The sequence below is a fragment of the Thalassospira xianhensis MCCC 1A02616 genome, assembly GCF_003326475.1.
Lineage (GTDB): Bacteria > Pseudomonadota > Alphaproteobacteria > Rhodospirillales > Thalassospiraceae > Thalassospira > Thalassospira xianhensis.
Genome location: NZ_JPWA01000041.1, coordinates 23,707 through 39,539, shown reverse-complemented (window position 1 = coordinate 39,539; position 15,833 = coordinate 23,707). Strand labels below are relative to the sequence as shown.

The 15,833-nt window shown below is 54.4% G+C and carries 16 protein-coding genes and 1 pseudogene; 9 read left to right on the top strand and 8 right to left on the bottom strand.

Features of this window, described 5'->3' with window-relative positions; genetic code table 11:
• From TH5_RS25710 to TH5_RS22145, 5 genes and pseudogenes are all read left to right on the top strand, one after another.
• Nucleotides 1-331, top strand: a pseudogene (locus tag TH5_RS25710) (hypothetical protein); the annotation flags it as partial.
• A 6-nt stretch (nucleotides 332-337) separates the two neighbouring features.
• A complete protein-coding gene (gene rsmD, locus TH5_RS22160) occupies nucleotides 338-913 on the top strand; it encodes a 16S rRNA (guanine(966)-N(2))-methyltransferase RsmD (protein WP_007091241.1) in 576 nt (191 codons plus the stop codon).
• 66 nt (nucleotides 914-979) lie between these two features.
• Nucleotides 980-1,555, top strand: a complete 576-nt coding sequence (locus tag TH5_RS22155; protein WP_114123702.1) for a helix-turn-helix domain-containing protein — start codon at nucleotides 980-982, stop codon at nucleotides 1,553-1,555.
• A gap of 114 nt (nucleotides 1,556-1,669) precedes the next feature.
• Nucleotides 1,670-2,839 (top strand): MFS transporter, encoded by a 1,170-nt coding sequence (locus tag TH5_RS22150; protein ID WP_097051130.1) that lies wholly within the window; start codon nucleotides 1,670-1,672, stop codon nucleotides 2,837-2,839.
• Nucleotides 2,840-2,943: 104 nt separating this feature from the next.
• A complete protein-coding gene (locus TH5_RS22145; RefSeq protein ID WP_114123705.1) occupies nucleotides 2,944-4,395 on the top strand; it encodes a serine hydrolase domain-containing protein in 1,452 nt (483 codons plus the stop codon).
• A gap of 15 nt (nucleotides 4,396-4,410) precedes the next feature.
• Here TH5_RS22145 and chrA read toward each other — a convergent pair whose 3' ends face one another.
• On the bottom strand, nucleotides 4,411-5,640 hold the full coding sequence (chrA, locus tag TH5_RS22140) for a chromate efflux transporter (RefSeq protein WP_114123701.1): 1,230 nt from the start codon (nucleotides 5,638-5,640) through the stop codon (nucleotides 4,411-4,413).
• A gap of 613 nt (nucleotides 5,641-6,253) precedes the next feature.
• Between chrA and TH5_RS25395 the strand changes: the two genes are divergently transcribed.
• On the top strand, nucleotides 6,254-6,505 hold the full coding sequence (locus TH5_RS25395; protein ID WP_147250163.1) for a hypothetical protein: 252 nt from the start codon (nucleotides 6,254-6,256) through the stop codon (nucleotides 6,503-6,505).
• A gap of 285 nt (nucleotides 6,506-6,790) precedes the next feature.
• Here TH5_RS25395 and TH5_RS22135 read toward each other — a convergent pair whose 3' ends face one another.
• The 3 genes from TH5_RS22135 to TH5_RS22125 form a co-directional block, all read right to left on the bottom strand.
• Nucleotides 6,791-8,260, bottom strand: a complete 1,470-nt coding sequence (locus tag TH5_RS22135; protein ID WP_114123700.1) for an AMP nucleosidase — start codon at nucleotides 8,258-8,260, stop codon at nucleotides 6,791-6,793.
• A 477-nt stretch (nucleotides 8,261-8,737) separates the two neighbouring features.
• On the bottom strand, nucleotides 8,738-8,980 hold the full coding sequence (locus TH5_RS22130) for a hypothetical protein (protein ID WP_114123699.1): 243 nt from the start codon (nucleotides 8,978-8,980) through the stop codon (nucleotides 8,738-8,740).
• Complete coding sequence (locus TH5_RS22125) at nucleotides 8,980-9,507, bottom strand: sigma-70 family RNA polymerase sigma factor (protein WP_114123704.1); 528 nt, start codon at nucleotides 9,505-9,507, stop codon at nucleotides 8,980-8,982. Before TH5_RS22125 ends, TH5_RS22130 begins: the two co-directional genes overlap by 1 nt.
• A gap of 347 nt (nucleotides 9,508-9,854) precedes the next feature.
• Between TH5_RS22125 and TH5_RS22120 the strand changes: the two genes are divergently transcribed.
• Complete coding sequence (locus TH5_RS22120) at nucleotides 9,855-10,064, top strand: hypothetical protein (RefSeq protein WP_114123698.1); 210 nt, start codon at nucleotides 9,855-9,857, stop codon at nucleotides 10,062-10,064.
• A 45-nt stretch (nucleotides 10,065-10,109) separates the two neighbouring features.
• Here the strand turns inward: TH5_RS22120 and TH5_RS22115 are convergent, their stop codons facing one another.
• Both TH5_RS22115 and TH5_RS22110 read right to left on the bottom strand, forming a co-directional pair.
• Nucleotides 10,110-10,721 (bottom strand): YqaA family protein, encoded by a 612-nt coding sequence (locus tag TH5_RS22115; RefSeq protein ID WP_114123697.1) that lies wholly within the window; start codon nucleotides 10,719-10,721, stop codon nucleotides 10,110-10,112.
• Between the two features lie 103 nt (nucleotides 10,722-10,824).
• A complete protein-coding gene (locus TH5_RS22110) occupies nucleotides 10,825-11,292 on the bottom strand; it encodes a hypothetical protein (RefSeq protein WP_244205003.1) in 468 nt (155 codons plus the stop codon).
• 220 nt (nucleotides 11,293-11,512) lie between these two features.
• Between TH5_RS22110 and TH5_RS22105 the strand changes: the two genes are divergently transcribed.
• A complete protein-coding gene (locus TH5_RS22105; RefSeq protein ID WP_114123695.1) occupies nucleotides 11,513-12,016 on the top strand; it encodes a Dps family protein in 504 nt (167 codons plus the stop codon).
• 112 nt (nucleotides 12,017-12,128) lie between these two features.
• Nucleotides 12,129-13,487 (top strand): diacylglycerol/lipid kinase family protein, encoded by a 1,359-nt coding sequence (locus TH5_RS22100; protein ID WP_114123703.1) that lies wholly within the window; start codon nucleotides 12,129-12,131, stop codon nucleotides 13,485-13,487.
• A gap of 47 nt (nucleotides 13,488-13,534) precedes the next feature.
• Here TH5_RS22100 and ftsY read toward each other — a convergent pair whose 3' ends face one another.
• A complete protein-coding gene (gene ftsY, locus TH5_RS22095; protein WP_114123694.1) occupies nucleotides 13,535-14,470 on the bottom strand; it encodes a signal recognition particle-docking protein FtsY in 936 nt (311 codons plus the stop codon).
• The gene (gene mtaB, locus TH5_RS22090; RefSeq protein WP_037991680.1) at nucleotides 14,467-15,714 is read right to left on the bottom strand and encodes a tRNA (N(6)-L-threonylcarbamoyladenosine(37)-C(2))-methylthiotransferase MtaB; all 1,248 of its coding nucleotides are present in this window, start codon (nucleotides 15,712-15,714) and stop codon (nucleotides 14,467-14,469) included. Before mtaB ends, ftsY begins: the two co-directional genes overlap by 4 nt.
• Between the last annotated feature and the right edge of the window lie 119 nt (nucleotides 15,715-15,833).

Below are 15,833 nucleotides of genomic sequence, written 5' to 3'. Positions count from 1 at the left end.
AGTATCACGTGGCGGCCCGGCGCGTGAAAACCGCGAAGATCGCAGTGACCGCGGCACTCGGGACGACCGGGACAGTCGTTTCGGTGATCGCGACAACACAAATCGTCCGGCGAACAAAGGCCGTGGGCGTTATGCGCCCGGCGGCAAAGCAGGTGGCAGCGAACGCAACAGCGACGCTGGAAAATCGTTTGGTGGCGGTCGCGGCAAACCGACTGGCAACACCGGTGGTAACAACCGTGGTAGCATTGCCGATGGCAAACCCGGCAATCGCCCGGCAGGACGCAGCGGGTCGAAACCGGCAGGTAATCGCCCGCGCGGCAAAAAGGGTTAAGACAGAATGCGGATTGTTGGCGGAAGTCTTCGCGGGCGGCTTTTGACGGCCCCAACCGGGCGTGATACGCGCCCGACGCTGGATCGCGTTCGCGAAGCCCTGTTTAACATCCTGACACATGCATCGCGCTGGTACGAGGACGACCAGAACCCGCTTTATGACGGGCTCATTCTTGATGCCTATGCCGGTTCTGGGGCGCTCGGCCTTGAAGCCATTTCACGTGGTGCGCAAAAGGCCGTTTTCTTTGACCTTGATCGTGGTGCCCTTGCCGCAATCGAACAGAATATTGCCGATTTGAAATTGGGCGATAAAACCCGTGTTCAGCGCGCAGATGCAACCAAGCCGCCCCGCGCGCCCGAACCCGCCAGCATGGTGTTTCTTGATCCGCCCTATCAGAAGGATTTGCTTGGCCCCAGTATTACGGGACTGGCAAATGCCGGTTGGATCAATGATGAAACGCTGATCATTGCAGAACGTGATCCGCGCGAACCGGCACCGGAAGTCGACGGCCTTGAAACCCTTGATAGCCGCAAATATGGCCGCTGCCAGATCGATATCTATCGCCTTGGCGCTGCGTCCTGAACCTTTATTGATTTCCTGGCTGTGTTATGGTGGGCTGCCTTTCGAAATGTCAGGCGATGTTGAGCGATGAAGTTACTGCCCCCGATAGCACCCGATCCTGAATTTGGTCGCCGCCTGCGCCAATGGCGCCGCGAAAGCGAGATCAAGCAATCGCGTCTTGCCGATATTGTCGGCGTCACACAGGCAACCGTCTCACGCTGGGAAAAGGGGTTGCAAACCCCGGCCCCGCTTCAGATCGACCTTTTGCATCAGATGATGACGCGCAACCGCAATTTCCGATTGGATCAGGCGATCAAACGGCTGGTGATCCATTCGCGGCAACGTGTTCATCTGATCGAGGATCGCAGCCATCGTTTGCTGTGCGCATCGGGACCGCGCGAAAAGGAATGGCAACGGGATTCTGGTGATCTTCTTGGCACATCCCTTTGGCGCTTTGCCACGCCGGAAATCGCACAGGCGGAAAAACGCCTGCATCATATGGGCTGGCACGAAGATCAGGCTGATCATCTGACCTTCGAAACATCCGGGCGCAACGGCCCACCGATGCCGATTGTCGATAAATTCATCCTGTGGGAACGGTTTTTCCTGTCCGATGGCACCGCCGTTCGTCTGACGACCGGCTTTGATCACCCACCTGCATAACCGTTTCGCGCATATTTCATACGTGGATCGTTGCAACGGGTTTCCGGTAAAAGAAATCCGTTCTTTTGGTTTGCCCCAACCAAACAGTTTGCTCAAGTAACGGATTGCCCCCTCATGCCGCCGATTTTTGCCATTTGTGTTCTTTACGGTCTTGGACTAACGGCCTCGATGCAGGTCGGTCTGGTGGGGCCGATAGCCCCCGATCTTCGCGCCGGTTTTGATCTTAGCCAGGCACAGTTTGGTCTTGTCGCATCGCTGATCACTGCGGCGGGTGCCATTTTTGCCATTCCCGCAGGGGTTTGGGCTGCACAGGCCGGCTTGCGCCGTTCGCTGTTTCTGGGCGGCATCATGATGATCATTGGTGCTGCACTCTTCGCAACAGCATCCAGCACCGGAATGCTTTATGTCGGGCGCCTTGTCACCAGTGTCGGGTATCTTCTGATTGTGGTTGGTGCGCCAAGCTGGATGACCAATCTGGGCAATGCCAGAACCGTTGCCATGGCCATGAGCATCTGGGGTACTTTCATCCCGGTCGGCATTGCGATGGGGAACTGGACCAGTGCCGCAATTGTCGCGTGGCTTGATTGGCGCATGGCAGTTGTCGCCTGCACCATCCCGGTTGCGGTTCTTTTACCCGCACTGATGTTGCTGAGCAAACCGCGTGAACAAAGTTTCAACCGGTCGCTGACATCGGGTATTTCGGGTGTGCTGAAATCACGTCCGGCAATGCAGATCGCGCTTACCTTTGCGGCCTTTGCAGGGGCAACATCCGCATCCCTTGCCTTCATGCCCGCCATGATGGCAGATAATCTTGCCATCAGCATTCCCCTCGCTGCGGCGATCATTGGCATTACCGCAATTGCCGGGAACATCATCGGCAGTGTCGGTGCGGGAATGGCACTGGGCCGCGATATGCCTGGGCGTATCATGCTTGCCATCGGACTTCCGGTCATGGCTGCGGCGATATTCACCCTGTTTGTCAGCCAGATCATCACTATTAGCGTCTTGGCGCTGGTCCTGTTCAATATCGGCCAGGGCGTCGTTGCCGGTACATGCTTTGCGCTTTTGCCCCGTATTGCAGATCGTAATCTTTCGATGCCGGCCCTTCAGGGGATGCTTGCCCAGTTTGCCGAGATTTCCGTTGTGATTGTTCCGCCAGTCGCCGGTGCCATGATCGACTGGGCAAACTGGAAGGGGGCGGCATTTCTTCTGGCCGGTTTCTACCTTGCCGGATTTGCCATTTCGCTTCGGTACCGTCAGATCCGCGTCGTAACCGCGGGTTAGTCCGCCTATACAATCCGCTGTCTTGACCTATCCCGTAAAGCAGGCGACCCTCCTTGCCGGATCAAATGCAAGGGGCAAATAACGCTCTGCACAAGGGAAACGGAATGACCTGGATTAAAGCCACCTTTATCGGCCTGATATTGCTTGGCATTCTGGTGATTTCCGCGTTCTTTATCTGGCTGGCACCTGTGGGAGCCGGCTATACGGCCAAGATCATGTGTTCGGCCATTTTTGTAAATGGCCTATCCTCGGACCGCGCCCGCGACGAGGATGTACTTGCCGATAACAATCCATTGCTGTCGCTGATTACCGCGAATGTCGACCTGCGCCATCAAACGGTCAGCGCGCATGCGTTTGGTTTTCGCAAACGTATCGCGGTTTTTCGCCCAAACCTTGGCTGCACACTCTCCGATGATCCGGCACGGATTGAACAGTTGCGCGCGACAAGCCCGCTGATCCGTCCGATCCCGGCACAACCGCTGCGAACGGCATCCGTGCCAGGCAATATCGACCGGCGGGCCTTTAACAATATTCTTGCCGATGCGATGGACGAGCCGGGCACGGATATCTCGCGGCGCAGCCGCGCAATTGTGGTGTTGCATCGCGGCAAGGTCATTGCCGAACGTTATGCACCAGGGATCAATGCAACGACCCCCTTGCCGGGTTGGTCGATGACCAAAAGCGTATTCAATGCGCTGCTTGGGCGAATGCAACAGGAACACATGATCCCCGGAGTTGACAGTCCGGTTCTGATCAATGAATGGCAGTCCCGGGTTAACGATCCCCGTGCTGTCATCACCTATGACCAGCTTCTGCATATGAGCAGCGGGCTGGAATTTGATGAAAGCTACTGGAACCCGCTATCGGACGTGGTCCAAATGCTGTTTGTCGAACCCGCCACTGCCGGATTTGCCGTGACGCGCCCGCTTGAACACAAACCCGGTGAATATTTCTCTTATAATTCCGGGGCGACAAACGTTCTGTCGGCGGCAATGCGCAATATCAGCAGGTCGATCCTAAGCTATCAGCATATTCCCTTTGATATGCTGTTCCGACCACTTGGCATCCGCAATGCGGTAATCGAAACCGATCAGGATGGCTATTTCATCGGCTCCAGCTTCATGCATGCCTCGGCTCGTGACTGGGCAAAAATTGGTCAGTTATTCCTGCAGGATGGCGTCTGGAACGATGAACAACTGCTTCCGCCAGACTGGGTGAAATATTCGGTCACGCCTGCACCAGCCGCCCCAAACGGCATTTATGGTGCCCATTGGTGGCTTCAATTGCCCGGTTCACGTGACAAAGACGGTAACGCACGCGTCAATGGCCCAACGATCCCGGATGATGCGTTCTTTGCACTTGGTCATGATGGCCAGATCATCAGCGTCATCCCGTCAAAGGAACTGGTGATTGTAAGACTTGGATTGACCAGAGATGGCAGCGCCTTTGACCAGTATCGCTTTGTCGGATCAATTTCTGCACTGTTTCCCGATATTGTCGCACGCAATGGTGATACCACTGTGGAAGTGGAAAATACCGCACAGTCAGCCGAATAAACCCCGGCGCGTCATTCAAACAACCGTACCGGCAACCCCGAAATAGCCCATCACGATGCCACCGGCTCCCCCCGCAAGAACCAGTGCCCAGACAGGCATCAGCCGCCATTGCAAGATTGTGAATGCGATGAACGCAATCACCACGTCCTTCACGTCATGAATTGATCCGGTCCAGATCGGATCGTACAGAACGGATGCCAGCAAGCCCACCACCGCAGCATTGACCCCTGCCAGCCCCGCACGCATTTTGGGCATATGCCGGATACGATCCCAAAACGGCAATAATCCAATCACAAAAAGAAACGCCGGCAGGAAAATGGCGAACAGAGCAATCATCGCCCCTGCGATCCCACCTGTATCGGTTTGCAACACTGCACCCAGATAGGCAGCAAAGGTAAAAATCGGCCCCGGTACTGCCTGTGTTGCACCATAACCGGCAAGGAACGTATCCGTATCGACCCAACCGGGCGCAACAACGGCTTCCTGCAGCAATGGCAACACTACATGCCCGCCACCAAAAACCAGCGCCCCGCTGCGGTAAAATCCGTCAAATACGGCAAGCCATGATGACGATGTGACCTGTACCAGTAACGGCAACCCGATCAGTAGCACACCAAAGATTGCCAACGCGATCACTGCCACCTTCGGGGAAATACCGGCAGCCAGCTTCCCGTCCAGCTTGACCAGATCAGCCTGCAGGAACAGCGTCCCGGCAACCAGCCCTCCGACAATGACGATGGCCTGCATGCCCACACCACTAAATGCAATCATCAGCGCGGCTGCAATTATGGCAACAACCGCACGCGGAATATCAGGGCACAGGCTTCGCGCCATGCCCGAAAGAGCGTGTGCGACAACACCAACCGCAACCAGCTTGAGCCCCCATATCATGGGGCCCGTGGCGGCAAGGTTGCCGCCAGCCAACCCAAGCCCAAGTGCAGCCAGAACAATTGCCGATGGCATCGTAAAACCGATCCATGCGGCAAACGCACCGGGAAATCCGCCCAGCGACATGCCAATTCCCATCCCGACCTGCGAACTGGCAGGCCCCGGCACAAACTGGCAGAGTGCGACCAGATCGCCGTAAGTCGCATCAGAAAGCCATTTGCGGCGGACTACGAACTCTTCACGGAAATAGCTGATATGGGCGACCGGCCCGCCAAAACTGGTTAACCCCAGACGCAGAAAAATCAGGAAAATCTGCCAAAGGCTTAAATCGGGCTTGGCCAGGTTTTGGTCGGTCATGCTTTTCCCGTGCTCAGATCAATGCGTTCCCGATGGAACGGAGGGCGAAGGATAATGGATGCACTGGCACGGCCAAAGCCCAAAGCAGCCGATTTTGCCGACTTCATCAAAACATCACAAAACGCCCGGCTAAGATATTGACAAATATAACATTCTTTCCGCAGCGAGCTTTGATTGGGAACTTTTTCCGGTTTTTTAGAAAAAGTTCTTGATTTGTTCTTTTCATTGTGGCATAAAGATAAAGTCAACAGGACAAATGGGCCCGGAGACAAAACCCGCAAAGCGTGATTCGCTTTTGCGGGTTTTTGCGTTTTGGGCGGCAAAAATGGGAATGAGACGATGACAGGGCAGCAATCTGACAGGATGACATGGCAGGGACGGCGTCGCCAAAAGGACGTTCATGGCGCATGGAAAAGTCATTACGGCGGCGGTGTGTTCGTGCCGTAAGGCTGTGAGAATCATGCGAAAAAATGTTGTTTATCATGACGGGAGAGTTGTGCCCTTTGGGTAAGGGTGTTTGTTCGGAGCAGCGGGAGCCGGGGCCAAGTTGGTTCGGTCCAGTTCAGTCCGATCGGTAAAGCGTGACAATGCCGAGAATCAGCGGGCCTGAATTGTGCCCGGATTGGGTCGACACTGGATCGGCTGGCCGGGATTGGCTGGCCAGGTCGGTTGTCAGCGGACTGGTGGTGCGTTCGGACGTGCCGAAAGGCCGGTGATCGATGGCGGGATTTGTGTGTCTGCCATGCCGCAACGCCGTTGCCCTTGGGGTGATGTGTGTTTTGGGGCAACCGAGAGCGAGCAGCGTTTGTTCGAGGCAGCAGGGTTCGGGTCGCGGCCCCTCTGGTTGGTGGCGTTTGGCGATTGATCAAAACTGTCATTCCGGGCGCAGCGAAGCGCAGACCCGGAATCCATGCCCCGTTGAAAGAGACTGGATTCCCGCCGTCGCGGGAATGACGATCAGGTTGAGAATGCTTTGTCAGCGGTCCGGGGTTGGTTGGCCGGGCAGTTGATCAAATCGTCATTCGGGGCGCAGAGCCGGAATCCACATCCCATCGAAACGGAACGGCGATCAGGTTGGGAATGCGTTGTCAGCGGTCTGAAACGCCCGCCGCCGTGAGGCAACGGGCGTTCTCGTGAATGTCAGGAGGACCTAGCGGAAGGCGGGCTCATCAAGGGAACGCAGTTTGCGCGAATGCAGCTGGTTGACCTCGTTTCGCAGGGTATCGATGGTATCAAGACCGACCTGAAGGTGTTGACCGATACGCTGACGATAGAAGTTGTTGGCCATGCCCGGCAGTTTCAGTTCGCCGTGCACCGGTTTATCGGAAACACACAGCAACGTGCCGTAAGGCACACGGAAACGGAAACCGTTGGCGGCGATCGTGGCACTTTCCATATCAACCGCAATCGCCCGCGACTGGTTCAGGCGGACAAACAATTCGCTGTAACGCAGTTCCCAGTTCCGGTTGTCGGTCGTGGCGACGGTACCGGTCCGCATGCGGGCCTTCATTTCGCGCCCTTTAAGACCGGTGATCTTGGCCACCGAATTGGCAAGAGCGACCTGCACCTCTGCAATCGGGGGCACCGGAATCCATAGCGGCAAATCGGAGTCCAGAACATGATCGTCACGCACATAACCATGCGCCAGAACATAATCGCCAAGAAGCTGACTGCGTCGAAGACCGGCACAGTGGCCCAGCATCAACCAGCAATGCGGGCGCAGAACGGCAATATGGTCGGTTGCGGTTTTGGCATTTGACGGACCAACGCCGATATTCACCAACGTCACCCCAAGCCCGTCTTCACGGATCAGGTGATAGGACGGCATCTGTGGCAATTGTGCGACCGGTTCGCCACTTTCAACCCAGCCCTTTGGCGCGTTTTTGCGAACATGGACTTTCGGTCCCGGTTCGACAAAAGCGACATAGGGGCTTTGGGGGTCTTCCAGCTGGAGCTTGGCGAATTCGATGAATTCGTCGACATAGCGCTGATAGTTGGTGAACAGCACGAACTTCTGGAAATGTTCCGGCAATGTCGCGGTATAGTGCCGCAAACGCGCCAGCGAGTAATCGACACGTTCGCCTGAAAACAGCGATAACGGCTTTGGCCCCTCGGTAATGCCGTAATGCACACCATTAGCAATATCGTCATCGGTGCGCGCCAGATCGGGCATATCGAAGATCATCTGAAGCTGTCGGATGTCGGTCGGGCCGATATTGTCGGTTGCGGTTTCAACAAGAAACGGCAACGGGATCGGGCGATCCGACACACCAACGACGACCGGCACGTCGTGGTTTTTCAGCAGAAGTTCGATCTGTTCACGGTAATATTGTTCGAACAGGTCCGGGCGCGTCAGCGTCGTGCCATAAATGCCTGGGTCACGCGGCGCACCATAGGACAGAGTGCTTTCGACATGCAATTTCTCGGGCGGCACCTCGATCCCGAGATACGGGTAATAGGCGCGCACAGGCGAGGATTGATGACCGTTTCCAAAGCGGGTGAAGGCTTCGCGAACAGATTCTGCACCCGTCGTATAAATATCCTTGATACGGGCGATTGCCTTGTCGGCGTCAGTAAATTCAAACAGATCGCGTACCGATCCGTGGACTCCGGATACCATAACAGGTTGCTCCTTTTTCTTATTGTTGTATTGAGCGGGAGATTTATCACCGCTAGCCTTGCCTCTGGCAACCCCCAATTCATGCATGGCCGAACATCAAAACGGCGGATCCGTTACGCAGAATTGAGATACCGATTGTGTCGGAGGCGCATAAAGCCGGGCCACACGGAAACATGCCAAACATATATGTCGGGATTATTTTCAAAAAATCCAAATGACAGTTTTGATGCATGGCTCATAACCATGACGCGAAATTCATCCCCGCACGGGGATGGAAATCATCGATTCGCGGCCTCATCGCTGGCAAGGCAGCATCAAAACAAAAAAAAGGGCCGAAACCAAGCGGTTCCGGCCGATTTCGGAGAAGGGCCTTAGACGTTGAGGGAAAAGACGATCAACTCCGATGCATACTTTATCTGACCATTGGTCAACAAAGTCAATAAATTTTCAGAACAATGCAGCGTTGTGCTTAATGCATCATTCCTGCAATAGCCTGGCACTTGAGGCCAAGGACTTCAGCTTTTTCAGACGTCGGTAGTACAGCAGATCAACTGTCTCGCCGTCACCTAAATGATCTTTTTCGATATCGCGGACAATTCCTGCTGCGCGCGGATCGGACTGGACAAGGCTTTCGATATCGCTCTTCTCCTCGTCATCAATCGATCCGAGCACGTAATTCACTATGTCGTCCTTGCCATATACAGCAAGTACATGGGTCATCAGGCTGCCTCCGCCACGAACCGCGACGCGTGCTCCCGTGATTCAATCCGGCCGACGGAAGACCGCAGCTTCCGGCGGGCCCGACCAACGCGGGATTTGATCGTGCCAATCTCGACATTCATTCGTTCGGCAGCGTCCTGATAGGAAATCTCTTCAACGGCGGTAAGAAGGATCGCCTGACGTTCCTGTTCGGGAAGCTCGTCGAGAATACGGTCCGCGTCACGCAACTGCAAACGGGCCATCTGATTACTGCCATGCCCATAGACATCGCCCAGATCATCCCAGTCGACATGATGCCCGCGGGTTTTCTCCCGACGTTTGCCCGAAATGAATGTGTTGAACAGAATCCGGTGCAACCACGCCTTCAGGCTGGTGCCTTCTTCAAACTGGTCCTGCTTGCTGATGGCTTTCAGCAAAGTGTCCTGCACGAGATCCTGTGCACGATCCATGCTGCCAGCCAGACGGTATGCATGGCGACGCAGCGCGGGTACGTGATCTTCAATTTCGTTCATTACTTGATCAGACATCACAACCTCCATTTGTTGGATGAAGAGACCATAACAAACAAATAAGGCAATAAAAGTAAAATCGTATGATCAATTAAGTGAAGTCATTGAACAACCGTCACATTACTAACAAACTCAATATAACTATCCACATCAATTATATCACGTTACTTATCATCATAAACAAACACATGTTATTTATTTTGAGTAAAGCACCCTTTATACTCATAACACGGAACCATCGTAATCTGGTTGTTTTATGGAAGAAATGGCGATAACGTCACTTACTCCAAAATATCGGAAACCACTGCCTACCAAAGGTTACAGAACGTTTTAACTGTGGATTGACCCTCAGAAGGAGCCCGTCGTTGGCAAGTCCGAAAAGAACCGAAAAATTGCAGATCATGCTCGATGACGAGGAGTTGAAATTCATCGACGACTGGCGTTTTGAGCACCGTATGCCTACCCGTGCTGCCGCAATCCGGGAACTGATCCGTCGCGGACTGGTCGCAGGAGACGTCGAAGATCCGGAAACCGAGGGCAAAAGCACCAGTGATTTCCGAATTGAACCGGAATAACACCAAAAAAATTTATGAAAAAAGCCCGGCTTTTGCCGGGCTTTGTTATTTCCGGGCCGTTAAACGGCTCGTGGTAACTTTTACGTCGCCATTTTTTGGCTTTTTTCCTTCAAAAAGCCGCGCAACACCGACACCAAATGCAAGAATCAATAACCATAACCCGTAATAGCGCAACGCACGTGACATCCCGATGGCGATCAGAAACAGCCAGAAGGGATAAGTCGTGGCCCCCGCAGCAATAGCCGCAAGTTGCATTGGAACGGGCGAAATACTGATCGCAAACACGACCCAGAAGCCACCTTCCTCGAACTGCTGCTCAATCTTTTGGAATTCCCCCTCGCCGCCGCCCATTTCGATCAGGGGGCGAACAAATTCATCTGATAGTCCGTAAGCCACCAGATACAGAAACACCGCTCCTGCGACGCTGCCCGCGAGGGTCACCGTCGCAACGATTGCCCCACGTCGACGGGATGCTGCCATGATGGGGGCAATCAGAATTTCGATTGGTATGGGAATGATGGTGGTTTCAAGAAACGACGCAACAGTGATGCCACCAAGACCCTTGCGACCGGAGGCGAGCTTTTCAAGACGAAGTTGCCATAAACGCCACCATCGCCGAAAGCTGCCTTTGATTGGTTTTCTGTCTTTCTTTTCCATGGATGCTCTTGATTGAACACGGTCAAACGTGCAACGGCCCACCCATAAAGGGTGGGCCGCCGACACCCGGAACACCACTTCACCGAGTTAAGGTTGTGATGTCTTATTCGGTGGTGTGATCGTCCGAGAGCGCCTGTTCGGCATTATTAAGTGCCTCAAGGGTTTTGGCCTTCATGGTTTCCCAGGTATCAGCCGATGCATCCTTGGTTTCTTCATACGCCTCGTTCAGATTTTCACTGGCGCCGTCCCAAGCTTCTGCAAGTTCATCCACAGCGTCTTCGCTTTGCTCGCTGACATTTGCGGATACTTCATCGTATTTCTCGCCAAGCTGATTGGATTTTTCTTCAACCCAGGCAAGAAATTCGTTCTTTTCTTCATAGGTGAAATCTTTGGCATCTTCATAGCCAGCCTCGGCCTTTTCAGCCATTTTGTCGGCGTCCGATTTCATCGCGTCATCGGTTGCCATCGTGCCCGTCTGTTCAGTGTTTTTCTCGGCATTTGCGTATACCGGTGCGGCCACGGCAAAAGACATCAGAATAGTACCGGCCATAAGAACAGTTTTATTCAGCATCACAACCTCCTGGTTATTAAACAACAGCGCATTTTATTTGACGCTGATTATCCTATTAAACGGGAGATGCGATAAAATGTTCCAATTGTGTTGATTTTAATTTCTGGAACTTTCTCCTTCTGGTGACGTTTCAAGAGCAAGCGTTCGGGATATAGACGACCACCCTTCTACGGGCTGAGGTCAGAGCGACAGAACGTGAAAAGAAATACAGGAGTTACAAATGGCACGTAGCAGTATGCAGAGTGTTGCGAAAGAATTTCCGATCAAGACCGGTGTCGACCGCAAAGACCGTCGCGAACTGGCCAAGATGCTGACCAAGATCATTGGCTCGTCGCACGTACTGTATGCCAAAACGCGTGGTGTCCACTGGAACGTGGTCGGTCCGGCCTTCTATTCGCTGCATAAAATGACCGAAGAGCAATATGAGGACCTGAACGAAGCGATTGACGACATGGCAGAGCGCATTCGTGCAATCGGTTTTCAGGCGCCTGTCGGTCTGGCCGAAATGATCGAAAATTCTGTGATCAAGGATCAGACCAAGCTTCTTCCGGCCAATGACATGGTCAAGGAACTGGTCGAAGACCATGATAGCTTGTCGCGCCTGTTGCGTGATGGCGTGGCAGAGGCCGACGAAGCCGAAGATGTCAAAACTGCCGACCTTCTGACGGAACGCATTGGCGTTCATGAAGAAGCGGCATGGATGCTTCGCGCAACCATTTCGTAAATCACCCACAAAACCGGCGCCAGATTGGCGCCGGTTTTGCGTCTCAATCTTGCCGTTCTGTTTGGTCACTGTAACAGCCAGCAAGTCCCGCACCTGTTTTGGAGGCACCAAGGTGAAATCGACTGATTTGACAGGCAAGGTATGTATCCTTCTGACACGCCACAAGGTGCCCGATGCATGGCGGGACAATGGTGCAGAACCATTGCGGGCCATTTTCGAGGATGCCGGCTATAGGGCCGAACTGGAACTGTGTGACGATCCCGTCGCCATGAATGACTTCATCAGCGCGTCCTGCGAACGGGGCGATATTGTCGTGATCGGCGGCGGTGATGGCACGATCAATGCGGTTATCGATACCGTGATTGAGGCGGGCGTGGTGATGGTTCCCCTGCCGCTTGGCACGGCAAACGATTTTGCCCGCAGCCTGTATATTCCCGACGACATCCTTCAGGCCGCGCGCGCGGCAATCAATGGCCAGATAGCCATGCTTGATATCGGGCGGGTCAATGGCAAAAGCTTTGTGAATGCGGCCAGTATCGGCGTCCCTGCCGATGCCCGAAAACGCATTGATCCGGATTTGAAACGCTGGACCGGGGCCATCAGCTATGCGGTGGCCAACTGGCAAAGCTGGAACGACATGAAACCACTGGAACTGAGCGTGACCTGTGGCGACAATCCGGCAAGAAATCTGAAACTGCGCCAGTTGACGGTTACCAATGGCCAGTATTTTGGCGGCGGTTTGCGTCCGCGTGAAAACAAACGCCTTGATGACGGCAAACTTCACATGTTTGCCATTCAGGCCAATGTCGACACATTGTCGGGCATGGATATTGCGGCTGAATTGCTGTTTGGCTCGGTCGATGACAGCTCATATGCGATCAGTCAGGAATGCGACGACATCCGCCTTGAGGGTGGCGAAGGTGAACCCATTCTGGCCGACGGCGAAATCATAAGCCAGTTGCCTGCGCACTTCACCCTGGCGGCCAAGGTTCTTCCGGTTTTTGCCCCCAACGCCTTTCACGGCGAGACGGACCGCACGGCATCGTTTCAGGATCAGGAAATCGTCAATGACGTTGCGCTCGACGCGCTTGACCTTTCGCTGCGGCTATCAGCCATTTACCCCATGGCCACAGACAACAAAATGAAGGCGATCTGCCACGATACCGCCAATCGCCTGCGTGACATCAATCGCCGTCTTGAACTGGCCCTTCGGCCCTATGGCCTGCCGACATCGTCCCCCGATCCGGATTTGCACAGTCTGGAACAGTTACGCGACCGGGCAATGTCATGGATGCTGACTGACGCCGATATGCGCCTTGCGCGGGGTTTGAAAAACCAGTCCGTAGAACTCGGAAAAACACTCGATCTATGTGCTCTTGACGATATTCCGGGCGACATATCCGCGCCCCTTAAGGATATGAAGCAGCTTATCGGTGATTTGCAGCAAAGGCTGAATGAATTCCAAGCATAGAAAAAGGCGGGATTTCCCCCGCCTTTTTTATTTGATGCCTAGCGGCCTCAGTCTTCGAGCCCGGCCAGACTGCGGGCAAATGATTTTGCATCAAACGGACGAAGGTCTTCGGCACTTTCGCCAACACCGATCGCGTGAACCGGTTTGCCAAACTTCTCGGCCAATGCAACAACAACGCCGCCCTTTGCCGTGCCATCCAGCTTGGTCACGATCAGGCCGGTAACACTGGTTGCCTCGGAAAAGACTTCGACCTGGGAATGGGCATTCTGTCCGGTGGTGGCATCAAGCACCAGCAACGTATCATGCGGGGCGGTTTCATCGCGCTTGTGGATCACGCGCACGATTTTCTTAAGTTCGTCCATCAGATGCGCCTTGTTCTGTAAACGCCCGGCTGTATCGATCAGCAAAAGGTCATAACCTTCGCGCTTGGCCTGATCAATCGCATCAAAGGCAAGACCGGCTGCATCGGCCCCGGTATCACGCGCAATCACCGGGCAACCGGTACGTTCGCCCCAGACTTTAAGCTGTTCAACAGCAGCAGCACGGAATGTATCGCCCGCCGCCATCATGACCTTAAGCCCCTGATCGCGATAGGTTTTGGCAAGCTTTCCGATTGTGGTCGTTTTGCCCGATCCATTAACGCCAACCACAAGGATCACATGGGGCTTTTTGGTCGCATCAATCACCAGCGGCTTTGCCACGGGTTCAAGGATTTTGGCGACTTCGGTGGCGATGAATTCCTGAACCTCGGCGGGATCGACTTCCTTGTCGAAACGAGTCCGCGACAATTCTGCGCCCAGTTTTGCTGCCGTGGTGACACCCAGATCTGATGTGATCAGCAGATCTTCGAATTCTTCAAGCGCATCGTCATCGAGACGGCGCTTGGTGAAGATATCTGCAATCCCGGTGGTCAGTTTCGAGGAGGAGCGTTTCAACCCGTCTTTCAGTCGGGCAAACCAGCTTTTTTTCCCCTCTTCACTCATCCCGCAAGCTCCGCTTTCAATTTTCCGTCTTCAACGCCAATGACTTTGGCCTTTGCAATTGTGCCCGGTTCTATCACGCGATCCAGCGTAACGGGAGCAAAATGCTCCGTATGTCCGGTATTTTCCTTTTCCACCAACACATTTTCGGTCAGGCCGATGCGTGATTTCAGGAAATTGTTCAACTGAATTTCACCGGCATCACGAAGCGCGCCTGCGCGTTCCTTGCGGATATCCTTGGGCACCTGGGGCATACGCGCGGCTGGCGTTCCCGGACGGGCGGAATAGGGAAACACATGCAGGTAAATCAGGCCGCATTCATCGACAAGACGCAGGGTATTTTCCGCCATTTCATCGGTTTCGGTCGGGAAACCGGCAATGATATCCGCCCCGAAGGTCACATCGGCGCGAAGTGCACGGACCTTGTCACAGAAATCGATCACATCCTGACGCAGATGGCGACGTTTCATGCGTTTGAGCACCATGTCGTCACCCGCCTGAAGGCTGATATGCATATGCGGCATCAGGCGTGGTTCGGTTTCAATCAGGCGGAAGATATCCTCGTCGACCTCGACCGGGTCAATCGATGAAATCCGCAGGCGCGGCAGTTCGGGCACCTGCGCCAGAAGACGGCGCGCCATCTGCCCCAATGTCGGCTTGCCCGGCAGATCATGACCATAGGACGTAATATCCACCCCGGTCAGAACCACTTCGCCGTAACCGTTGGCGACCAGTTCGCGTACCTGCGTCACAATCTCGCCCATCGGCACGCTGCGCGAATTGCCGCGACCAAACGGGATGATGCAGAATGTGCAGCGATGATCACAGCCGTTCTGGACCTGCACAAAGGCGCGTGCACGGCCTTCGAAGCCTGAAACCAGATGGCTTGCGGTTTCCTCGACCGACATGATGTCGTTCACGACAACACGTTCATGTTCGGGCATCAGGAAGGTTTCGGCCTTCATCTTGGCATCATTGCCAAAGATGCGGTCGATCTCGGTCATTTTGGCAAATTTGTCGGGATTGACCTGAACAGCACAGCCGGTCACGAAAATCTTGGCATTGGGGTTTTCACGACGCAGGCGACGGATGCTTTGGCGGGCCTGGCGTTCTGCCTCGGTCGTAACCGCGCATGTATTGATAATGATCGCATCATCAAGACCGGCATTTTTGGCATGGTCGCGCATCACCTCGGATTCATAGGTGTTCAGGCGACAACCAAATGTAACGACGCGCGGCTCTGTCATGCTCGCCCTTTTAATCATCCATTCCGGTTTGGAAAACACTTCCGTCGGCGCCAGCCAATGATTTGCCTGCTGCCAGTACGGAACGTCCGGCAAGCTCAATCGCCTTGCCGGGCGCTGGT